This window comes from Rhizobium sophoriradicis, from assembly GCF_003939025.1.
Classification (GTDB): Bacteria; Pseudomonadota; Alphaproteobacteria; order Rhizobiales; family Rhizobiaceae; genus Rhizobium; species Rhizobium sophoriradicis.
Genome location: NZ_RQIH01000007.1, coordinates 295,803 through 314,071, shown reverse-complemented (window position 1 = coordinate 314,071; position 18,269 = coordinate 295,803). Strand labels below are relative to the sequence as shown.

15 protein-coding genes are annotated in these 18,269 nt (G+C 61.0%); 1 reads left to right on the top strand and 14 read right to left on the bottom strand.

Annotation, left to right across the window (positions count from 1 at the left end):
- Positions 1 to 4: 4 nt before the first annotated feature.
- The 14 genes from serA to ybgC form a co-directional block, all read right to left on the bottom strand.
- Positions 5 to 1,600, bottom strand: coding sequence for a phosphoglycerate dehydrogenase (gene serA, locus EFR00_RS14270; protein ID WP_039622028.1), 1,596 nt, complete (start codon positions 1,598 to 1,600; stop codon positions 5 to 7).
- Between the two features lie 81 nt (positions 1,601 to 1,681).
- Positions 1,682 to 2,860, bottom strand: coding sequence for a phosphoserine transaminase (locus tag EFR00_RS14265; RefSeq protein WP_077990503.1), 1,179 nt, complete (start codon positions 2,858 to 2,860; stop codon positions 1,682 to 1,684).
- Between the two features lie 187 nt (positions 2,861 to 3,047).
- On the bottom strand, positions 3,048 to 3,884 hold the full coding sequence (locus tag EFR00_RS14260; RefSeq protein ID WP_010060657.1) for an outer membrane protein: 837 nt from the start codon (positions 3,882 to 3,884) through the stop codon (positions 3,048 to 3,050).
- Between the two features lie 838 nt (positions 3,885 to 4,722).
- Complete coding sequence (gene glmM, locus EFR00_RS14250) at positions 4,723 to 6,075, bottom strand: phosphoglucosamine mutase (protein ID WP_038691072.1); 1,353 nt, start codon at positions 6,073 to 6,075, stop codon at positions 4,723 to 4,725.
- Positions 6,076 to 6,318: 243 nt separating this feature from the next.
- Positions 6,319 to 8,250 (bottom strand): ATP-dependent zinc metalloprotease FtsH, encoded by a 1,932-nt coding sequence (gene ftsH / locus EFR00_RS14245; RefSeq protein ID WP_038691074.1) that lies wholly within the window; start codon positions 8,248 to 8,250, stop codon positions 6,319 to 6,321.
- Between the two features lie 96 nt (positions 8,251 to 8,346).
- Positions 8,347 to 9,828, bottom strand: coding sequence for a tRNA lysidine(34) synthetase TilS (gene tilS, locus EFR00_RS14240; RefSeq protein WP_009992435.1), 1,482 nt, complete (start codon positions 9,826 to 9,828; stop codon positions 8,347 to 8,349).
- A gap of 11 nt (positions 9,829 to 9,839) precedes the next feature.
- A complete protein-coding gene (gene ybgF, locus EFR00_RS14235; RefSeq protein ID WP_077990506.1) occupies positions 9,840 to 10,823 on the bottom strand; it encodes a tol-pal system protein YbgF in 984 nt (327 codons plus the stop codon).
- A gap of 158 nt (positions 10,824 to 10,981) precedes the next feature.
- Positions 10,982 to 11,515, bottom strand: coding sequence for a peptidoglycan-associated lipoprotein Pal (gene pal / locus EFR00_RS14230; protein WP_009994607.1), 534 nt, complete (start codon positions 11,513 to 11,515; stop codon positions 10,982 to 10,984).
- 150 nt (positions 11,516 to 11,665) lie between these two features.
- Positions 11,666 to 12,973, bottom strand: a complete 1,308-nt coding sequence (gene tolB / locus EFR00_RS14225; protein WP_077990845.1) for a Tol-Pal system beta propeller repeat protein TolB — start codon at positions 12,971 to 12,973, stop codon at positions 11,666 to 11,668.
- Between the two features lie 22 nt (positions 12,974 to 12,995).
- Positions 12,996 to 13,442, bottom strand: coding sequence for a cell envelope integrity TolA family protein (locus tag EFR00_RS14220; protein ID WP_077990509.1), 447 nt, complete (start codon positions 13,440 to 13,442; stop codon positions 12,996 to 12,998).
- Entirely contained in the window at positions 13,443 to 14,588 is a 1,146-nt protein-coding gene (locus EFR00_RS14215) for a hypothetical protein (protein WP_077990511.1), read from the bottom strand.
- An 8-nt stretch (positions 14,589 to 14,596) separates the two neighbouring features.
- Entirely contained in the window at positions 14,597 to 15,052 is a 456-nt protein-coding gene (gene tolR, locus EFR00_RS14210; RefSeq protein ID WP_003566333.1) for a protein TolR, read from the bottom strand.
- A gap of 18 nt (positions 15,053 to 15,070) precedes the next feature.
- Complete coding sequence (gene tolQ, locus EFR00_RS14205) at positions 15,071 to 15,790, bottom strand: protein TolQ (RefSeq protein ID WP_004671617.1); 720 nt, start codon at positions 15,788 to 15,790, stop codon at positions 15,071 to 15,073.
- Between the two features lie 373 nt (positions 15,791 to 16,163).
- Positions 16,164 to 16,619: a tol-pal system-associated acyl-CoA thioesterase gene (gene ybgC / locus EFR00_RS14200; RefSeq protein WP_009992977.1), complete on the bottom strand. Its 456-nt coding sequence runs from the start codon at positions 16,617 to 16,619 to the stop codon at positions 16,164 to 16,166.
- A 163-nt stretch (positions 16,620 to 16,782) separates the two neighbouring features.
- Here ybgC and EFR00_RS14195 point away from each other — a divergent pair, with 163 nt between their 5' ends.
- On the top strand, positions 16,783 to 18,003 hold the full coding sequence (locus EFR00_RS14195; protein WP_077990514.1) for an NAD-dependent epimerase/dehydratase family protein: 1,221 nt from the start codon (positions 16,783 to 16,785) through the stop codon (positions 18,001 to 18,003).
- The last annotated feature ends 266 nt before the right edge of the window (positions 18,004 to 18,269 follow it).

The window sequence follows — 18,269 nt, the reverse complement described above, 5'->3', positions numbered from 1 at the left end:
AAACTCAGTCGATGTTGAATGTCAGCAGCTTTGCTTGGCGGATTGCCTGGTGGGCCGTCAGCTGTTCGAGCACGCCATCCTCCACCTCGCCGTCGACATAGAGCAGCGCGATGGCGTCGCCACCCTGCTTGTCGCGCCCGAGCTGGAAGTTGGCGATGTTGACGCCGGCACCACCAAGCGTCGTGCCGATGAAGCCGATCATGCCAGGAACGTCGGTATTGGTGATGTAGATCATGTGCGAGCCGACATCGGCATCGAGATTGATGCCCTTGATCTGGATGAAGCGCGGCTTGCCGTCCGAAAACACCGTGCCGGCGATCGAACGTGTCATGCTCTCGGTCGTCACCGTCAGCTTGATATAGCCGTCGAAGACACCCGTCTTGTCGCGCTTGACCTCGGAGAGAACGATGCCCTTTTCCTTGATCATGATCGGCGCCGAAACCATGTTGACGTCGGCGACCTGCGGGCGGATGAGGCCGGCAAGCACCGCACTCGTCAGCGCCCGCGTGTTCATGTTGGCGGTGATGCCGTCATAAAGGATCTCGATTTCCTTGATCGGCTCTTCGGTGACCTGGCCGACAAAGGCGCCGAGAACATCGGCAAGACGGATGAAGGGTTTCAGGATCGGCGCTTCTTCCGCGGTGATCGACGGCATGTTGATGGCGTTGGAGACCGCACCCTTGACGAGATAGTCCGACATTTGTTCGGCCACCTGCAGGGCGACGTTTTCCTGCGCTTCGGTCGTCGAAGCGCCGAGATGCGGCGTGCAGACGACGTTCGGAAGGCCGAAGAGCGGGCTTTCCTTGGCGGGCTCGACCTCGAAGACGTCGAAGGCGGCACCCGCGACATGGCCGGACTTGATCGCTTCTGCAAGGGCCGCTTCATCGACCAAGCCGCCGCGGGCGCAATTGATGATGCGCACACCGGGCTTGGTCTTTGCCAGCGCTTCCTTGTTGAGGATGCCGCGCGTCTTGTCGGTCATCGGCACGTGCAGCGTGATGAAATCGGCCCGGGCGAAAAGTTCGTCCAGCTCGACCTTGGTGACTCCCATTTCCTCGGCGCGTTCCTTGGAAAGGAACGGGTCATAGGCGACGACATGCATCTTGAGGCCAATGGCGCGGGCGCAGACGATCGAGCCGATATTGCCGGCGCCGATGACGCCGAGCGTCTTGCCGGTGATCTCGACACCCATGAATTTCGACTTCTCCCACTTGCCGGCCTGCGTCGAGGTATCGGCTGCGGGAAGCTGGCGGGCGACGGCAAACATCAGCGCGATCGCGTGTTCTGCCGTGGTGATCGAGTTGCCGAAGGGCGTGTTCATTACGATGATGCCGCGGCGCGAGGCAGCCGGGATATCGACATTGTCGACGCCGATGCCGGCGCGGCCGACAACCTTGAGGTTCTTCGCCCCTTCGATGATCTTTTCCGTCACCTTGGTGGCGGAACGGATGGCAAGGCCATCATACTTGCCAATGACTTCGAGCAGACGATCCTTGTCCTTGCCGAGCTGCGGTTCGAAATCGACTTCGACGCCGCGGTCGCGGAAAATCTGGACGGCGGTTTCCGACAATTCGTCGGATACGAGAACGCGAGGTGCCATTGTGGCCTCCTTCAAAAGTGTTCAGCGATGAATGAATGGAGATGCGGGCTCCGCCCTGTGGCGGAGCCGGATGCGATCACGTCAAGCTGCCGCCTGAGCGAGCTGCGCCTTCTGCGTTTCGAAGGCCCAGGAAAGCCAGGGCATCAGCTTCTGCATGTCGGACGCCTCGATCGTAGCACCCGCCCAGATGCGCAGCCCCGACGGCGCGTCGCGGTAATGGCCGATGTCATAGGCGACACCTTCCTTTTCCAGGAGGCCGACCAGGCCCTTGGCGAAATTCGCCTGGCCGTCGGCGTCGAGAGCCGCGATGTCTTTGTCGACGATCTTCAGGCAGACGGAGGTGTTGGAGGCCGTTTCCGCCTTGACGGCGAGATTGGCGATCCAGTCGTTTGCCGCGACGAAATCGTGAATGACCTTGGCATTGGCATCGGCGCGCCCGATCAGCGCCCTGAGGCCGCCGAGCTCCTTGGCCCAAAGCAGCGCATCGATATAGTCCTCGACGCAGAGCATCGACGGCGTATTGATCGTCTCGCCCTGGAAGATGCCTTCCGTCAGCTTGCCGCCCGAGGTCATGCGGAAGATCTTCGGCAGCGGCCAGGCCGGCGTATAGGTGGTGAGGCGCTCGACGGCGCGCGGCGAAAGAATGATGACGCCATGTGCGCCCTCGCCGCCCAGAACCTTCTGCCAGGAGAAGGTGACGACATCGAGCTTGGCGAAATCGAGTTCCTGCGCGAAAGCCGCCGACGTGGCATCGCAGATCGTCAGGCCCTTACGGTCGGCGGGAATGAAATCGCCGTTCGGCACGCGCACACCCGAAGTCGTGCCGTTCCAGGTGAAGACGACGTCGCGATCGAAATCGACGGCGGAGAGATCGGGAAGCTCGCCGTAACCGGCTTCGAGCCTGCGCACATCCTTGAGCTTCAGCTGCTTGACGACATCGGTGACCCAGCCGGCGCCGAAGCTTTCCCAGGCGAGCATGTCGACGCCGCGTTCGCCGAGCAGCGACCAGAGCGCCATTTCGACGGCACCGGTGTCGGACGCCGGAACGATGCCGATGCGGTAATCCGCCGGCACTTCGAGAATTTCACGGGTAAGGTCGATCGCCTGCTTGAGCTTGGCCTTGCCGACCTTCGCACGGTGCGAACGGCCAAGGGCCGCGTCGGAAAGGGCTTCGAGCGACCAACCGGGGCGCTTCGAGCAGGGGCCAGAAGAGAAATGGGTATTGTGCGGACGGATGTCCGGCTTTGCGGTCTTCGCCATGATGCTATCCTCTCAGATAGAAAGCCCTTCGTTGGGGAAGGGTGTCCCGCCGCCGTGTGTATGGATCGGAGACGTCATAGTCAAGATCGAAGTGTCGCAACCGGTAGATATTTTGACGCAGACGGGGTGGCGGATATGAAAAAAGCCGCCCGGGTCGGGGCGGCTTTTTCATGCGAAGGGTTCGGCTTTACTTGTAGACCGGCTGCTGCAGCGGGATTTCCGGCGGCGGTTCGTAGCTCGCCTGGGCGCAGCCGCCGAAGAGATAGCGGGCACCGACGCGGGCTTCGTGGACGCTCAGACCCTTGTCGCGGCCCGGGCCGCCGTTATCGGCATAGCCGAACATGTTGCCGCCGTCGATATGCAGGTAGCGGTAGCCGACATCGGCCTTGATGTTGCAGGTGACGTCGACCGAGGCGCCGGCCATGAGGGCGTAAGTAAAGCGCCAGTTGCCCTTGCCGCCATGAGTAACCTGATCGTCGCAGAAGCTGCCGTCATCGGCGCAGGCGACGTTGCGCAGGTTCTTCCACTTGACGTAGGAACCGCCGATACCGGCGCCGACATAAGGCGTGACATAGCCGTAGGTGCCGAGATCGACATAAGCGTTGGCAAGCAGCGTGTAGGCCGTCAGCGAAGAGCGGTCGCTCGAGGTGCAATCCACCAGCGGGAAGCCGCACTGACCGACCGTCGAGCCGCGGAAATCGGCCTGGGTGAGATAATCGAAGGTCAGATCGGTGCGCAGGTAGCTGTTGATCTGGTAACCGACACCGCCGCCGATCGTCCATGCGTCGTCGAGGTCAGCGTCGTCGAAATCGACCTCCGTCGCATTGCTGCCCTGGAAATAGCGGGCGCCCCGCAGATCGGTGAAGGCATAACCGACATCGCCGCGCAGGTACCAGCCGGTTGCCTCGGTGACCGTCACTTCCGGCGGCTGCTCCGGGATCGGCTCAGCAGGGGCGAAGTCCGCGGAATAGGCGTTTGTCGCGATCAACAATGCCGCCAAGATGCCGGACAAGCTTCTTTTCATGGATCCCACTCCAAAATCCGTTGCGTCGGCAGGCACACATCGCCGCCAAACTGATACGCTTCGGATGGATAATGAATGGGAAACGTTAAAAGCTGCTTAACCACGATTATTTACTTTAGGAAACAGGGATTGCCGCAGTAAAAGTCTTCGAAGCTGCGACCTGACGAGACCACTTGGCTGGATAGCGCACCAGCTCTTCCCTTAATCTTCGCCCAGCCGCGACGCGGCATATGATCATCACCAGGGGTGATACATTGGCGAGGACGCTCGCCCCACCCACCCTCACCAAGTCAGTTTAGGCCGTGACTGGCATTGTCTGGCTTCGCTAGCGGATGGCGTCGCGGACACGGGCGTCTGCGCTGTGAATGGGTTTCTCCTGCCCACCCCACCCTCCGTCCTGCTCGGCCTTGAGCCGAGCATCCACACCGCATCCAGCAGCAGCAGTCGCATGGATCCCAGGCTCAGGGCCTGGGATGACGGAGAGTGTGGTGGCATTCTCGCCAAACGCGCCGTCAGCGTACAGAGACACACCACAACGGGTGCTTCATTAGGCCGGCACTTACTACACCCTTCATTCCTGTGCCCGTCACAGGAATGAAGGGTGGATGGGCTGATACTTGCGCTAGATTTTCTGCCGTAGAGCGTAGTGTCGAACGATTTTCCCAAGCAAAGCACGCCGACCAGCCCATCAGCCACACGGCATGCCCTTAGCCCTCATCCTGAGGGGCACCTCAAGATGAGGGCTTAAGAGAGTGCCTCGCTCATTCTCTAAGCATCAGCCCAAACGCCCAATGAATGTCGCCAAGCCTAGGGTCGAGCCCAATGTGGCCTCACCGGATCAAGCGGCCGTCCGGACGTTCGAGATCGTCCCGATCAGCTCGTTGACGATGCGCTCGATCTGGGCGCGATCGTCGCCCTCGGCCATGACGCGGATCAGCGGCTCGGTGCCGGAGGGGCGGATGACAAGCCGGCCGGTCTTGGCAAGCTCGGCTTCGGCATCGGCGATTGCCTTCTGCACCTGGATATCCTCCAGCGGCTTGCCGCCGCTAATTCGGACATTGCGCAGCAGCTGCGGCACCGGCTCGAAGCGGCGGCAGACCTCGCTGACGGTCCGGCCGGTGCGCTTGACGGCGGCAAGGATCTGCAGTGCGGCAACCAAGCCATCGCCCGTCGTGCCATAATCCGACAGCACGATATGGCCCGACTGCTCGCCACCAACATTGTAATTGTGCTGGCGCATATGCTCGACGACATAACGGTCGCCGACCTTCGTGCGGGCGAGCGCCATGCCGCGGTCGTCGAGAAAGCGCTCGAGGCCGAGGTTGGACATGACAGTGGCGACGATGCCATTGCCACGCAGCTGCTGGCTCTCGGCCCAGCTCTCGGCAATGACGGCCATCAGCTGGTCACCGTCGACGATCGAACCATTCTCATCGACGATGATGACGCGGTCCGCGTCGCCATCGAGCGCGATGCCGATATCGGCACGCACCTCATCGACCTTCTTCTGCAGCGCAACCGGGCTGGTGGAGCCGCAATTGAGATTGATATTGGTGCCGTTCGGCTCGTTGCCGATGGTGACGACGTCGGCGCCGAGCTCCCAGAGCACGGCAGGCGCCACCTTATAGGCGGCGCCGTTGGCGCAGTCGATGGCAATCCGTAGACCCTGCAGCGTCACGTCGCGCGGCAGGGTGCGCTTGGCGTGTTCGATATAACGGTCATGTACGCCGTCGACGCGCTTGGCGCGGCCAATGTCGTCGGACTTGGCGAGCTGCGTGCTCAGGTCCTTTTCGAGCAGCTCCTCGATTTCGGCCTCGATGTCGTCGGACAGCTTATAGCCGTCGGGACCGAACAGCTTGATGCCGTTATCCTCGTAAGGATTGTGCGAAGCCGAAATCATCACGCCGATATCGCAGCGCAGCGAGCGGGTCAGCATGGCAACCGCAGGCGTCGGGATCGGGCCGAGAATGAAAGCATCGAGGCCGGCAGCTGTGAAGCCCGCGACCATGGCGTTTTCGAGCATATAGCCGGAAAGACGCGTATCCTTGCCGATGACGACGCGATGGCGATGATTGCCGCGGCGGAAGATGGTACCGGCGGCAATGCCGACCCGCATGGCGAGATCCGGTGTCATCGGGAAGACATTGGATTGGCCGCGAATGCCGTCGGTCCCGAAATAGCGTCTTTTCATCTGCACTCCTGCGCTTTGCGCGCGCCATTCAAGGCAGCGCGCCGTTCCAAGCGAATCCGGCTTCAATGGAATGTCGTCAATCCACGAGCGCGATTCATGCTTGCCTCAATTCAGCGGAATGCCACAAAATGCGGCGAACGGCACGTAAATTAGCAAGAAAAATGATTATATCCCGTTACCAAATAGAAAAGGCCGGATCTCCCGCTTGGGAAATCCGGCCTTGTTCAAGATGGCGCTAGCGGCTCAATGCGGCTGCGGTTCGAGGCCGGCTTCAGGCTCGTCGCCCTTGGTGGCCGGCCGCGCGCCGGCCTTTGGAACAGCCGAGCCGCGGCTTGGCGGTGAATCATCCCCGAGATCGCGAGACGGCTTCTCGCCGCGGATCAACGCCTTGATCTCTTCGCCGGTCAGCGTCTCGTATTCCAGCAGGCCTTCGGCGAGAGCGACGAATTCGTCGTGCTTTTCCGTCAGGATCGTACGGGCCTGCGTATAGGCTTCGTCTATCAGGCGGCGCACTTCATTGTCGATCTTCTGTGCGGTCGCTTCCGAAACATTCTTCGACTGCGAAACCGAGTGACCGAGGAAGACCTCCTGCTGGTTCTCGCCATAGGCGACCTGACCGAGCTGATCGGAGAAGCCCCACTGCGTGACCATGGCGCGGGCAAGCTTGGTCGCCTGCTCGATATCCGAGGAGGCACCCGAAGTGATGTTTTCCTTGCCGAAGGTGAGTTCTTCGGCGACACGGCCGCCCATCATGATGCAGAGGCGCGACACCATCCACTTGTAGCTCATCGAGTAGCGGTCGCCCTCGGGAAGCTGCATGACCATGCCGAGCGCACGGCCGCGCGGAATGATCGTCGCCTTGTGCAGCGGATCGGCGACAGCGACATTGAGCGCGGTGATGGCATGGCCGGCTTCATGATAGGCGGTGAGCTTCTTCTCCGCCTCGGTCATCGCCGAGGAACGGCGCTCGGCGCCCATCATGATCTTGTCCTTGGCGTCCTCGAATTCCTGCATGGTGACGACGCGCTTGTTGCGGCGGGCGGCCATCAAGGCGGCTTCGTTGACGAGGTTCATCAGGTCGGCGCCGGAAAAACCGGGCGTGCCGCGGGCGAGAACCTTGAGATCGACATTCGGTGCCAGCGGCACGTTGCGGGCGTGCACCTTGAGGATGCGCTCGCGGCCAACGATGTCGGGGTTCGGCACCACGACCTGACGGTCGAAACGGCCGGGGCGCAGCAGCGCCGGGTCGAGAACGTCGGGACGGTTGGTGGCAGCGATCAGGATCACGCCTTCATTCGCCTCGAAGCCGTCCATTTCGACCAGCAGCTGGTTCAGCGTCTGTTCGCGTTCATCATTGCCGCCGCCGAGGCCGGCGCCGCGATGGCGGCCGACCGCATCGATTTCGTCGATGAAGATGATGCAGGGGGCATTTTTCTTCGCCTGTTCGAACATGTCGCGTACGCGGCTTGCGCCGACGCCGACGAACATTTCGACGAAGTCGGAACCGGAAATCGTGAAGAACGGCACATTGGCTTCACCGGCGACCGAGCGGGCGAGCAGCGTCTTGCCGGTACCCGGAGGGCCGACGAGCAGCACGCCGCGCGGGATCTTGCCGCCGAGACGCTGGAATTTCTGCGGATCACGCAGGAATTCGACGATTTCTTCAAGATCCTGCTTGGCCTCGTCGACGCCGGCGACATCATCGAAGGTCACCCGGCCATGCGCTTCGGTCAGAAGCTTGGCCTTGGATTTCCCGAAGCCCATCGCGCCGCGCGAGCCACCCTGCATCTGCCGCATGAAGAACAGCCAGACGCCGAGAATGAGAAGCATCGGCAAGAGCGTGCCGAGATAGCTCAAAAACCCCGAAGAACCGTCCGTTTCCGGACGGGCGGAAACCAGAACATTCTTCTGCTGCAGGCGATCGAGGAGGCTGTCGTCGATTACAGGGGAATAGGTCTGAAAGGTGGTGCCGTTTTCAACATAGCTTCCGGAAACACGGTTGCCCGTGACCACGACATCCTTCACACGGCCCGCATCGACCTCACGCAGAAACTGCGAATAGGGGATTTCGCGGGAGCCAGTCTGTGCCGGAGCCGTCTGAAACATACTGAACAAGGCGATCAGCAGAAGCGCGATGATCGCCCACAAGGCAAAATTACGTAAGTTAGGGTTCATTGAACTCCCCAGCACTGGAACAGCCGCCTCATGGCGACGGTCTTATTCTTTCTAACATAGGGTTGCGCCGTGCTGTTGCCAAGGCAATCCCCCAGGTCAGATGGTTTTTCCGTCAATACTTCTAAAAGGCAGCCCCGCATAGGGCGCCATCGCGAAAACCGCCGAAAGCCTGTCGGCAAAGATGAAATCGAATCGTGTCAAAAAGCGGTCGAAGGGCGCGAAATAGGGTGTCAGATGGATCGAGCCGACAGATTGCAGAGATAGAGGGTGTCCATCGACGGCAAAAGCCGGCGCTGAGGCGACGGCACGTTTCCACGCCGCCTTGGGCAGGCCCCTGCTCCACTCCCCCTCATTCCTGTGCTCGTCACAGGAATCCAGCGCGCCCAAGTCCTTGGGCGCGGAAGACTCGCCCTGTTTTGTAGAGTCATCCACCGCGCCGACGCGCGGTGGAAGGATTCCTGTGACATCCCTCGGGCGAAGCCCTGAGGACACAGGAATGAGGGAGTAGTGAGTGGCCTGCGCTTTTATCGTTACGGTCTCTCCGGAGCCGTTTACGGCTTCAAATCTCCCATCCCACACCCCCGCCTCTCCCGGCCGTAAAATCATCGGTACGATCCCCCGGCTCTCCCGCGTGAAATAAAGCCCGTCCCGCCTGCGATCGAACACGACTCGACCGATAGTCATCCGACCCGGTTCCCCGCCGGTGGCAAATGAGAGAAGGCGCGCCATCTGTGCCCTCCCCGGCACGAATGGCTGTCCGCCGAAGACGGCCGTCAGGCGGCCGAGCGCATAGTCCAGAACTGCGCGATCCTGCCGCAAACCATCAACAGATACCTGCCCAAGCAGGCCACCATGAAGCCTGAAATGGCGGTCCAGCCAATCAGCGGCCCGGGACGACAGAGCCCGCCGCGCTTCCCAGGCCGCGCGAATATCCGTCTCCATCGCAGGATCGGCCGACAGCCGCCGGCGGATCCGCACGCGCTCATACTTCACATCCTCATTACTGGGATCTTCGATCCAAGGCACGCCGCGCTCTCTTAGGAAAGCCCGAATGTCGGCGCGGCTGGAAAAGAGGAGCGGCCGCAAAATCCAGAACCGCCGGTTGAAGAGCACCGCATCGGCGATACCTGACGAAACCTGCTCGGTTCGCATGCCGCGCATCTGCAATGTTTCGCGCTGATCGTCGAGGGTATGGCCGGTGGCGATGAGATTGGCGCCGAGCCTCTCCGCCGATTCCGCCAAGAGATCGTATCGCGCTTCACGGGCCGCGGCCATGACGCCGGTTTTCGGCTTGTCGCCCTGCCAGGCTGCGATGATGTGGGGAATGCCGAGCGACGCGCAGAGCGCGGCAACCTGTTGCGCTTCGTCCGCGGAGCCGGCCCGCAGACGGTGATCGACGGTGGCAGCACAGAGGGAAATCTTGAGATGAGGCGCGGCCTTCACGGCTTCGTCGAGGAGGAGAAGCAGGCCGGTGGAATCGCTGCCGCCCGAGATCGCGACGAGAATGCGCGCAGGACTTTGAAGCGATGCTAGAAACTGGAGGATCGCCGCATGAGGCGATGCGGCTTCCGGAGACATTCCGGAAGACCTCAGCAGGCGAGGCGTTTCTGTTCGCTCGCAACCTTGCTTATGACGGCGCGTGACGCTTTGGGGTAGCGCTTCGAGACTTCGCGCAGCGTCGCGCAGGCCGTTTCCTTATTGTCGAGGGCAGCAAGCGACATGCCGAGTTTCAGCAGCATTTCCGGCGCCTTTTCCGAGCTGCCGTATTTCTGATGCGCGTTGAGGAAAGTCTTTGCCGCCTCGTTATATTTACCCTGCGAATAAAGCGCTTCGCCGAGCCAGAAGTTGGCGTCGGCCGCCCGCGCGCTGCTGGGGTAACGGGCAATGTATTGGTTGAATTCCTGCTCTGCGGTGCCGTAATCGCCCGACAAGACGTGGCCGTAGGCTGCCTTGTACTGATCCGCCTCACTGCCGAGCGATGCCGTCTGCTGCGGTGTGCGGCCACTGGCATCGGGAATCGGGCCGGAGCCGATGCTGGCATTTTCGTCGACGGTTCCGCCGACCGGGTTGCCGTTCTGATCGAACTCGATCGAGCCGAGCTGCTTCGGCGGCTGGCCGAGGCCGGTATTATCAGGCACGTCGGTGGAGGGAGCCGTTTCGGCCCCCTGCGGTGCTTGGATTACCCTGGCGACATCATCCCCGCCGGAAGCTGCCGGAGCGGCATCGGTCTCGCTCTTCTTGACAGGAGCCTTGGCGCCACCGCCGCCGGTTTTCTCGAGCTGCTGGAAGCGGAATTCATTGTCTTCCTGCTGCTTGCGGATCGTCTCCTGCATCTGCAGCAGCTGGAAGCTCATCTCCTCGATCCGGCCGTTCAGCTGCCGCAGCTGCTCTTCGAGCTGCTGCACGCGAACCTCGGCGTCGCCGCTCTGCACCTTGACAACAGGCGCCGCCGCCTGGTTTTCCGCGGATCGACCGCCAAGATGCAGCCCGAAGAACGAGGCCGAATAGGCGGCCCGCTCGCTCCCGGTCATAGCCGCGAGGCACAGCATGCCTGCCACGACAAGTTTCTTCATATGTATCGTCCTGTCCCAGTGATTCTTCGCGCTTTAAGCGCGAACAGGAGATTTTTCCAATTGCTGTCAAAAAGCAACGGAGTCTGGCCAAAGTGTGGTCAAAAAGAAAAGGCGGCCCCTCGCGGGACCGCCTTCCGAAAACGAATTGTATCCGAAGATTACATGCCGGCGCCGCCGAGCACGGTGACCGCGCGGCGGTTCTGCGACCAGCAGGAAATATCATCGCAGACGGCGACCGGACGTTCCTTGCCGTAGGAGATCGTCTTCATGCGCTGCGCCGGAACACCGCGCGAAGCGAGGTAATCCTTGGCGGCAGCAGCACGGCGGGCGCCGAGCGCGAGGTTGTATTCGCGCGTGCCGCGTTCGTCGGCATGACCTTCGACGGTGATCTGGTAATTCGGGTAACGGCCGAGCCACTGCGCCTGACGGTCGAGCGTCTGCGAGGCATCGGCGCGGATCGACGAAGAGTCGGTATCGAAGAAGATGCGGTCGCCGACATTGACCGTGAAGTCCTGGGCCGAACCCGGCGTTGCAGCCCCACCCGCGCCGGCGCCGAGGCCGAGATCACCGGCGCTGTTCGGCGGCTTTTTGGCGCAGCTTGCAAGCGCGAGACCGGCGACAAGCGCGATCATGACGGGGTTGCGGGCGAAATTCTGCATGCGGCTCATTGCCGGGGTGTGAATTCGGCTCATGGCCGGGTCTCCTTGCGATTTCAGGGTTTCCGGACAGTAACCGCACTCGGTTAACCGCCCCTCAAAGATTATGGTTAACAATTTACTGATTTGTCCCGTAGCCGCCCGGTTTCCATGATTCTGGGGCGACAAGAAGGCACTGCCGCATTCTTACTCCAGAAGCGGCGACCAAGCCGGGTCGGAACCGTAGGTCGGTGTCTTGACGAGTTGTTCGTTGTAGCCAGTCAGATCGATTGAATAGAGCTGCGGGCCGCCAGAGCCTGCTGCCTGGCGGAAGAACATCAGCACGCGGCCGTTCGGCGCCCAGGTCGGGCCCTCATTGTGGAAGCCGGTCGTCAGGATGCGCTCGCCCGAACCGTCCGGCTTCATCACGCCGATCGAGAACTTGCCGCCGGACTGCTTGGTGAAGGCGATGAGATCGCCGCGCGGCGACCAGACCGGCGTCGAATAGGAGCCGTCGCCGAAGGAGATACGGGTCTGGCCGGAACCATCGGCATTCATCACGTAGATCTGCGGCTTGCCGCCACGGTCGCTTTCGAAGCTGACACGGGCACCATCGGGCGAATAGGAGGGCGAGGTGTCGATCGCCGCCGTCGAGGTCAGCCGCGTCGTCGTGCGCGAGCGCAGGTCCATCGTATAGATGTTGGAATTGCCTTCCTGCTGCAGGCTCATGATCACCTTCTGGCCATCCGGAGAAAAGCGCGGCGAGAAAGTCATGCCGGGGAAGTTGCCGACGACCTCGCGCTGCCCGGTTTCGAGCTGCAGCAGATAGACACGCGGCTGCTGGTTGGCAAAGGACATATAGGTGACTTCCTGCCGGCTCGGCGAGAAGCGCGGCGTCAGCACGAGATCGCTGCCGTCGGTCAGCATACGCACGTTGAAACCGTCCTGATCCATGATCGCCAGTTGGCGCTTGCGCTGCTGTTTGGTGCCGGATTCCGAGACGAAGACGACGCGGGTGTCGAAATAGCCTTCTTCACCGGTGATCTGCTTGTAGATCGCATCGGCAATGATGTGCGCCACACGGCGCCAGTTCTCCGGCTGGGTGAAGAACTGCTGACCAGTCATCTGCTGCCCGGCGAACGGATCCCAGAGGCGGAATTCGGCGCGAAGACGGCCATCTGCTTCCTTGGTAACCCGGCCGGTGACCAGCGCCTGGGCATTGATGACCTTCCAGTCCTCGAAACGCGGCGATGCATCCGGATTGGAGATCTTTTCGATAAAGGCTGACTTGTTGATCGGTGCGAAGAGACCCGACCGCTGTAAGTCGGCGGCGATGACTTGCGAGACCTGCGCGCCCATGTCGCCCTGGAAATCCGTCACCGCAATCGGCATCGGCTGAACGTTGCCTTTTCGAAGATCGAGAGTGACCAACGCGTTCGCCGGCGTCGTAAAGGCTGCAGCCCCAATCAGGCCTGCAATGACCATCAGAGCGCGGATGAGAGAACACTTGACCATATCAAACAAGCCTTTCAGCATCTTATCGGGTAAGAGCGCTGGTGTCGAAATTGAAAACAACTTCCTTCCAAGCATCGTATTTATCTTTCGGAAGCATCGTAAAAGGAGCTGCGCGACGAACGGCGCGAAGGCCGGAAGCGGTAAGACTTTTCTGCGCACGCTCACTGCCACCGGTGACCTGCACATCAGGGTTGCCTACGATCTGCCCGTCTCTGGCGAGCTTTATGTGGATCGTCAAACGCACGCTGCCGATATCTTTCAGGCGATTGTCGACGAAGAATTGATCTGTGATCGCGTTTCGCACCGCCTCAGCTTCAGCCACGCTGATCCGCAGCGAATTGACATCGCTGTTTCGGCGATCAGCCGTCTCCGCATTTGCATCGAAGGGAAATGCGAGGCCAGGGATCAACCCTGCCAACATCGCGCATATGCCGAAAGATTTTGCGAAATGGATCGAATCCGTCGGCATTTAAATCCCCATATCGCTGGGATGAAAATTAAGAACGACCTCGTTCCACACGTCATACTTGTCCATCGGAAGATTCGTGCGGAACGACGGAGCAGATTTCATCACGGCACGGTAAGCGCCACTTTCCAGCGCACGACGCGTTGAATCGGTGCTGCTTCCACCGGAAGACTCGATTTCAGGTTGGCCGATAATGTTTCCATCTTTGTCGAGTTTGAAATGCACGGTGATGACCATGCCGGAAAGGCCTTCCATTCCCGGAGTGATAAGCCAGTTACCCTCGATCAAACCTTTTAGCGCGTCTTCTTCGCTTTGACTGAGCTTGGAGGCACCATTGCTCTTCTTCGCACCGAGCGAGGCCTCTTGGGTCGAGCGCTTAGCTCCCCCGGCAGAAGGATCGGTCTTGTTCAGCAGGGCGGAAATCTCATCCGCGTTGAAGTCACTCTTCATTGACGAAGCGGATTTCGCCACTTCCTGCTTCTTGTCGGCCTTCTTCTTGTCCGTCGGCGCTTCCGCAGCCTTCGGCTGGTCTGGAGTCTTTTCCGGTGGCTTTTCGGCAGGCTTCTGCGGCTCCGGCGGTTTTACCTGCGGCTTGACGACCGGCGTCGGCACCTTGTCCGGCAATGCTTCCGCATCCGGTTTCGGCGGCTCCTCAGGCTTGGCCTGTTCTTCCGGCGGTTTTTCCTCGGGCTTCGGCGGCGTCACTTCGACGGGCTTAGGCGGCGGAATGGAGGCGACTTCCTTCGGTTGCTCGACCTCGGTCTCTTCCTTGTTGACTTCCTTGACGTCGTTCGGCTTGGGATCGATCTGGGGCTGCGGCTTTTCGCTGGAATTGGCGGCGGCCGCCTCGCTGTTGCTCGGCTTGGCGTTCGGCACCGGCGGCGTCTTCAAATCGACATTGTTGTCGCCGGCGTTCTCGGCCGGCTGCGCGATCGGCGGCCGCGTCGTCGGCACGGGCGCTGAGGTCTCCTTCTTCGGAGCCTTCTTGTCGCCCTGCTGCATCTGGGTGATGGATTCCACCGGCACGAGATCGACCGGCATCGCCTCGAAATCCTCCACCTTGAAGGATTCCGGCGCGCCGAGCGACACCATCGCCCAGGTAAGCACCAGGCAGTGCAGAACAGCAGATGTGACGACGCTGGTCTTCATCTTGAACGCTACTGGTCCTTCTTCTGCTGCGTCACCAGGCCGATATTCTTGAAGCCTGCGCCCTGGATACGGGCCATGACGTCGGCGATGACGCCGTAGGGCGCCGTCGCGTCGCCGCGCACGAAGATACGTTCGTTATAGCCGGTGGTGGCGATCGCCTCGAGCTTGGCGGCGATCTCGGCGGCCGGGATCGGCGTTTCCTGCAGGAACACCTCGCCGTCATTCTTGACGGAGATGGTGATCGGCTGCGTCTCGGAATTCAGCGCCTTGGCCTGCGTTTCCGGCAGATCGATCGGCACGCCGACGGTCATCATCGGTGCCGCAACCATGAAGATGATCAGAAGCACCAGCATGACGTCGACGAGCGGCGTCACGTTGATTTCGGAGATCACGGCCTTGTTCCGACCGCCGCGACGGCGGCGTCCGCCGCCCCCGCCGCCATTGCCTCCAACAGCCATACCCATGTCAGAATACTCCGTTGGTTACTGAGCAGCAGCGCGCGGCTGCAGCTTCTCGTCGATCTGGCGCGAAAGTATGGCGGAGAATTCGTCCGCGAAACCTTCCATGCGCGCCGAGAGCTTGCCGGCATCGGCGGAGAACTTGTTGTAAGCAATAACCGCCGGAATAGCGGCGACAAGGCCAATCGCGGTGGCAAGCAGCGCTTCGGCAATGCCGGGCGCGACGACCGCGAGGTTGGTCGACTTCGAACCGGCGATCGCCTGGAACGAGGTCATGATACCAACGACGGTGCCGAACAGGCCGATGAACGGACCGGCCGAACCGATCGTCGCAAGCGACCCGAGGCGGGCACCGAGATATTCGGTTTCACGGGCGAGCGTCACATCCATCGCGCGATCGATACGCATCTGCAGGCCGATCGGCGAGCGGGCGCCGCGTTCGAAGGATTTCTTCCACTCGCGCATGGCCGCGACGAAGATCGACGCCAGGCCGGTATTGTTGCGCTCCGACAGCGAGCGATAGAGTTCTTCGAGCGACTGGCCCGACCAGAACACCTGTTCGAATTTGTCGAACTGGCGCCGTGCGCGGCCATAGGCCAGGTATTTGTCGATGACGATCGCCCAGGTCCACACAGAGGCTGCGATGAGCCCGAGCATGACGAGCTTGACGACGATGCCGGCCTGCATGAAAAGCGACCAGAGGCTGACGTCCGTCGTGGCTGCTGCCAATCCTACTTGTTCCATTGATCCAAAATCCCCGAATCCAAACGCCCGGTGCTGGACCGGGCGGCACAAAGTGATCTCGCAAGAAGTGTCCGGCGGCCGCCGCCCAAAGCCCTGGTCAAGCTTCCAAGCTCATCTTCCGCCTTCTTGCCGTCAAATTTGGTCAAAGGAAGGCGTGCACCGCACAAACTCCGACTTTCCCAGTAAGACACTATTATGGTTAATAGATCGTTAGTGCCGGACTATGACAGCAAGCCTGTATTCGGGAGATTTTATTCCTGGATTACTTGACCGGAGCAGATCCGGCTGCCGAAAGAGCGCTCATCCTGCGGCGCGGGAATTCCTTCACATAAAGCTCAAGTTTTTACAAGGCCGAATTTCGAGCAATTCGGCGCTATAGCGGCGTGCTGCCTTCAAGGAATTTCGCCGCCAACGTCTCCGGCAGCCGCCGCGGCCGCCCTTTGGCATTGATGACGGCGATGATCACCCGGGCGGCGATCAGCAGCGTCTCGCCCGAGCGGATCTGCTGATTGAGCACCATCTTGGCACCACCCGCTTTTTCCGTGTGCGTCAGGATCGTCAGTACATCGTCCATGCGCGCCGGGCTCTTGAAGTCGATCTCCATGCGGTGAACGACGAAGACAAGCCCCTCCTCGTCGGCGCTGACCAGCTCGCGCTGCTCGACTCCGAGGCAGCGCAGATAATCGGTGCGGCCGCGCTCGAGAAAATGCAGGTAGCGCGCATGATAGACCAGGCCGGAGAAATCCGTGTCCTCATAATAGACCCGCTGGACGAGGCGATGTCCGGTCTCCGTCAGCTCTCCCGATATGGAAAAAGGGCGTTCCGTCATAATTTTCTCCAAACTGCGGTGCCCTCTTTGGCGCAACGCCTCTCGGCAGGCAAGCATTGAATGCCCGGTAGGCATGCATTGAATGCGCCGCCGGCAGGCATTGAATGATTGTCATAATTCCTAACTATTCCCGATAATGAGCGAACGATCAGGAGACGATGCGATGAAGATTGCGGTTATGGGCGGAGACGGTTTCATTGGTTGGCCAACCTCGCTGCATCTCTCCGATGCCGGTCACGACGTCCATATCCTCGACAATCTGTCGCGCCGCTGGATCGATACCGAGCTCGGCGTTCAGTCGCTGACACCGATGGATTCGATCCAGGAGCGCACCCGCATCTGGCATGCCGAAACGGGGCGCCGCATCCACTTCAACCTGATCGATCTCGCCAGGGATTACGAACTCCTGAAGAACTGGCTCTCAGAACATCGCCCCGATGCCATCATCCACTTCGCCGAACAGCGGGCCGCGCCCTATTCGATGAAGAGCGACCGCCATAAGAACTACACTGTTAATAACAACGTCAGCGCCACGCACAATCTTTTGAACGCCCTTACCGAGCTCAACCTCGACGCCCATCTCATCCATCTCGGCACCATGGGCGTCTACGGCTACTCGACAGTCGGCGCGGCGATCCCCGAAGGTTACCTGCCGGTCGGCATCGAAACGGCGGGCGGCGAGACGGTCAGCCAGGAGATCCTCTACCCCTCCAATCCCGGCTCGATCTACCACATGACCAAATGCCTGGATCAGCTGCTCTTCCAGTTCTACGCCAAGAACGACGGCTTGCGGATTACCGACCTGCACCAAGGGATCGTTTGGGGCACGCACACCGAGCAGACGCGCTGTCACGCGCAGCTCATCAACCGTTTCGACTATGACGGCGATTACGGCACGGTGCTGAACCGCTTCCTCATCCAGGCGGCGATCGGCTATCCGCTGACCGTGCACGGCACCGGCGGCCAGACCCGCGCCTTCATCCATATCCAGGATTCGGTGCGCTGCATCGAGCTGGCGCTCAAGAATCCTCCCGCTCGCGGCGCCCGCGTCGAGATCTTCAATCAGATGACGGAGACCCACCGGGTACGCGACCTCGCCGAAATGATTGCGAGGATCAGCGGCGCCAAAATTGCCTATCTGCCCAACCCGCGCAAGGAAGCCGCCGAAAACGAACTAATCGTCCGCAACGAAAAGTTCCGCAATCTCGGCCTCGAACCGATCACGCTGGAAACAGGCCTGCTCGGCGAGATCGTCGACGTCGCGAAGAAATTCGCCTATCGCGTCGACCGTGCCCGCGTGCCGGCCGTCTCCGCCTGGACCAGGGATATCGCCGCGACGATCAACCACGATCCGGAAGGCAAGCGGCTGAAGTCGGTGTCATGAGTGCTGAACGGTGACGAAGGCTAGAAAGGCCGCGGCTTGCCCCCTCTTCTCCCCAGCGGGGAGAAGGTGGCCCGGAGGGTCGGATGAGGGGGCCACACGGCACGCCCTTCATTGCCCTTCGCTCGCGCTCAGCGCACTCGCTCCTGTCGGCGCTCGCCCCCTCATCCGCCTGCCGGCACCTTCTCCCCGCTGGGGAGAAGAGACATGCAGCAACGCCTTGCCGTCTATCCTCCGCCGGAGCAAGACATATCGAGGCAGTCGAACCC

Coding starts and splice junctions, on each gene's coding strand:
- serA (WP_039622028.1), bottom strand. CDS start 1,600: ATGGCACCTCGCGTTCTCGTATCCGACGAATTGTCGGAAACCGCCGTC.
- EFR00_RS14265 (WP_077990503.1), bottom strand. CDS start 2,860: ATGGCGAAGACCGCAAAGCCGGACATCCGTCCGCACAATACCCATTTC.
- EFR00_RS14260 (WP_010060657.1), bottom strand. CDS start 3,884: ATGAAAAGAAGCTTGTCCGGCATCTTGGCGGCATTGTTGATCGCGACA.
- glmM (WP_038691072.1), bottom strand. CDS start 6,075: ATGAAAAGACGCTATTTCGGGACCGACGGCATTCGCGGCCAATCCAAT.
- ftsH (WP_038691074.1), bottom strand. CDS start 8,250: ATGAACCCTAACTTACGTAATTTTGCCTTGTGGGCGATCATCGCGCTT.
- tilS (WP_009992435.1), bottom strand. CDS start 9,828: ATGTCTCCGGAAGCCGCATCGCCTCATGCGGCGATCCTCCAGTTTCTA.
- ybgF (WP_077990506.1), bottom strand. CDS start 10,823: ATGAAGAAACTTGTCGTGGCAGGCATGCTGTGCCTCGCGGCTATGACC.
- pal (WP_009994607.1), bottom strand. CDS start 11,515: ATGAGCCGAATTCACACCCCGGCAATGAGCCGCATGCAGAATTTCGCC.
- tolB (WP_077990845.1), bottom strand. CDS start 12,973: ATGGTCAAGTGTTCTCTCATCCGCGCTCTGATGGTCATTGCAGGCCTG.
- EFR00_RS14220 (WP_077990509.1), bottom strand. CDS start 13,442: ATGCCGACGGATTCGATCCATTTCGCAAAATCTTTCGGCATATGCGCG.
- EFR00_RS14215 (WP_077990511.1), bottom strand. CDS start 14,588: ATGAAGACCAGCGTCGTCACATCTGCTGTTCTGCACTGCCTGGTGCTT.
- tolR (WP_003566333.1), bottom strand. CDS start 15,052: ATGGGTATGGCTGTTGGAGGCAATGGCGGCGGGGGCGGCGGACGCCGC.
- tolQ (WP_004671617.1), bottom strand. CDS start 15,790: ATGGAACAAGTAGGATTGGCAGCAGCCACGACGGACGTCAGCCTCTGG.
- ybgC (WP_009992977.1), bottom strand. CDS start 16,619: ATGACGGAACGCCCTTTTTCCATATCGGGAGAGCTGACGGAGACCGGA.
- EFR00_RS14195 (WP_077990514.1), top strand. CDS start 16,783: ATGAAGATTGCGGTTATGGGCGGAGACGGTTTCATTGGTTGGCCAACC.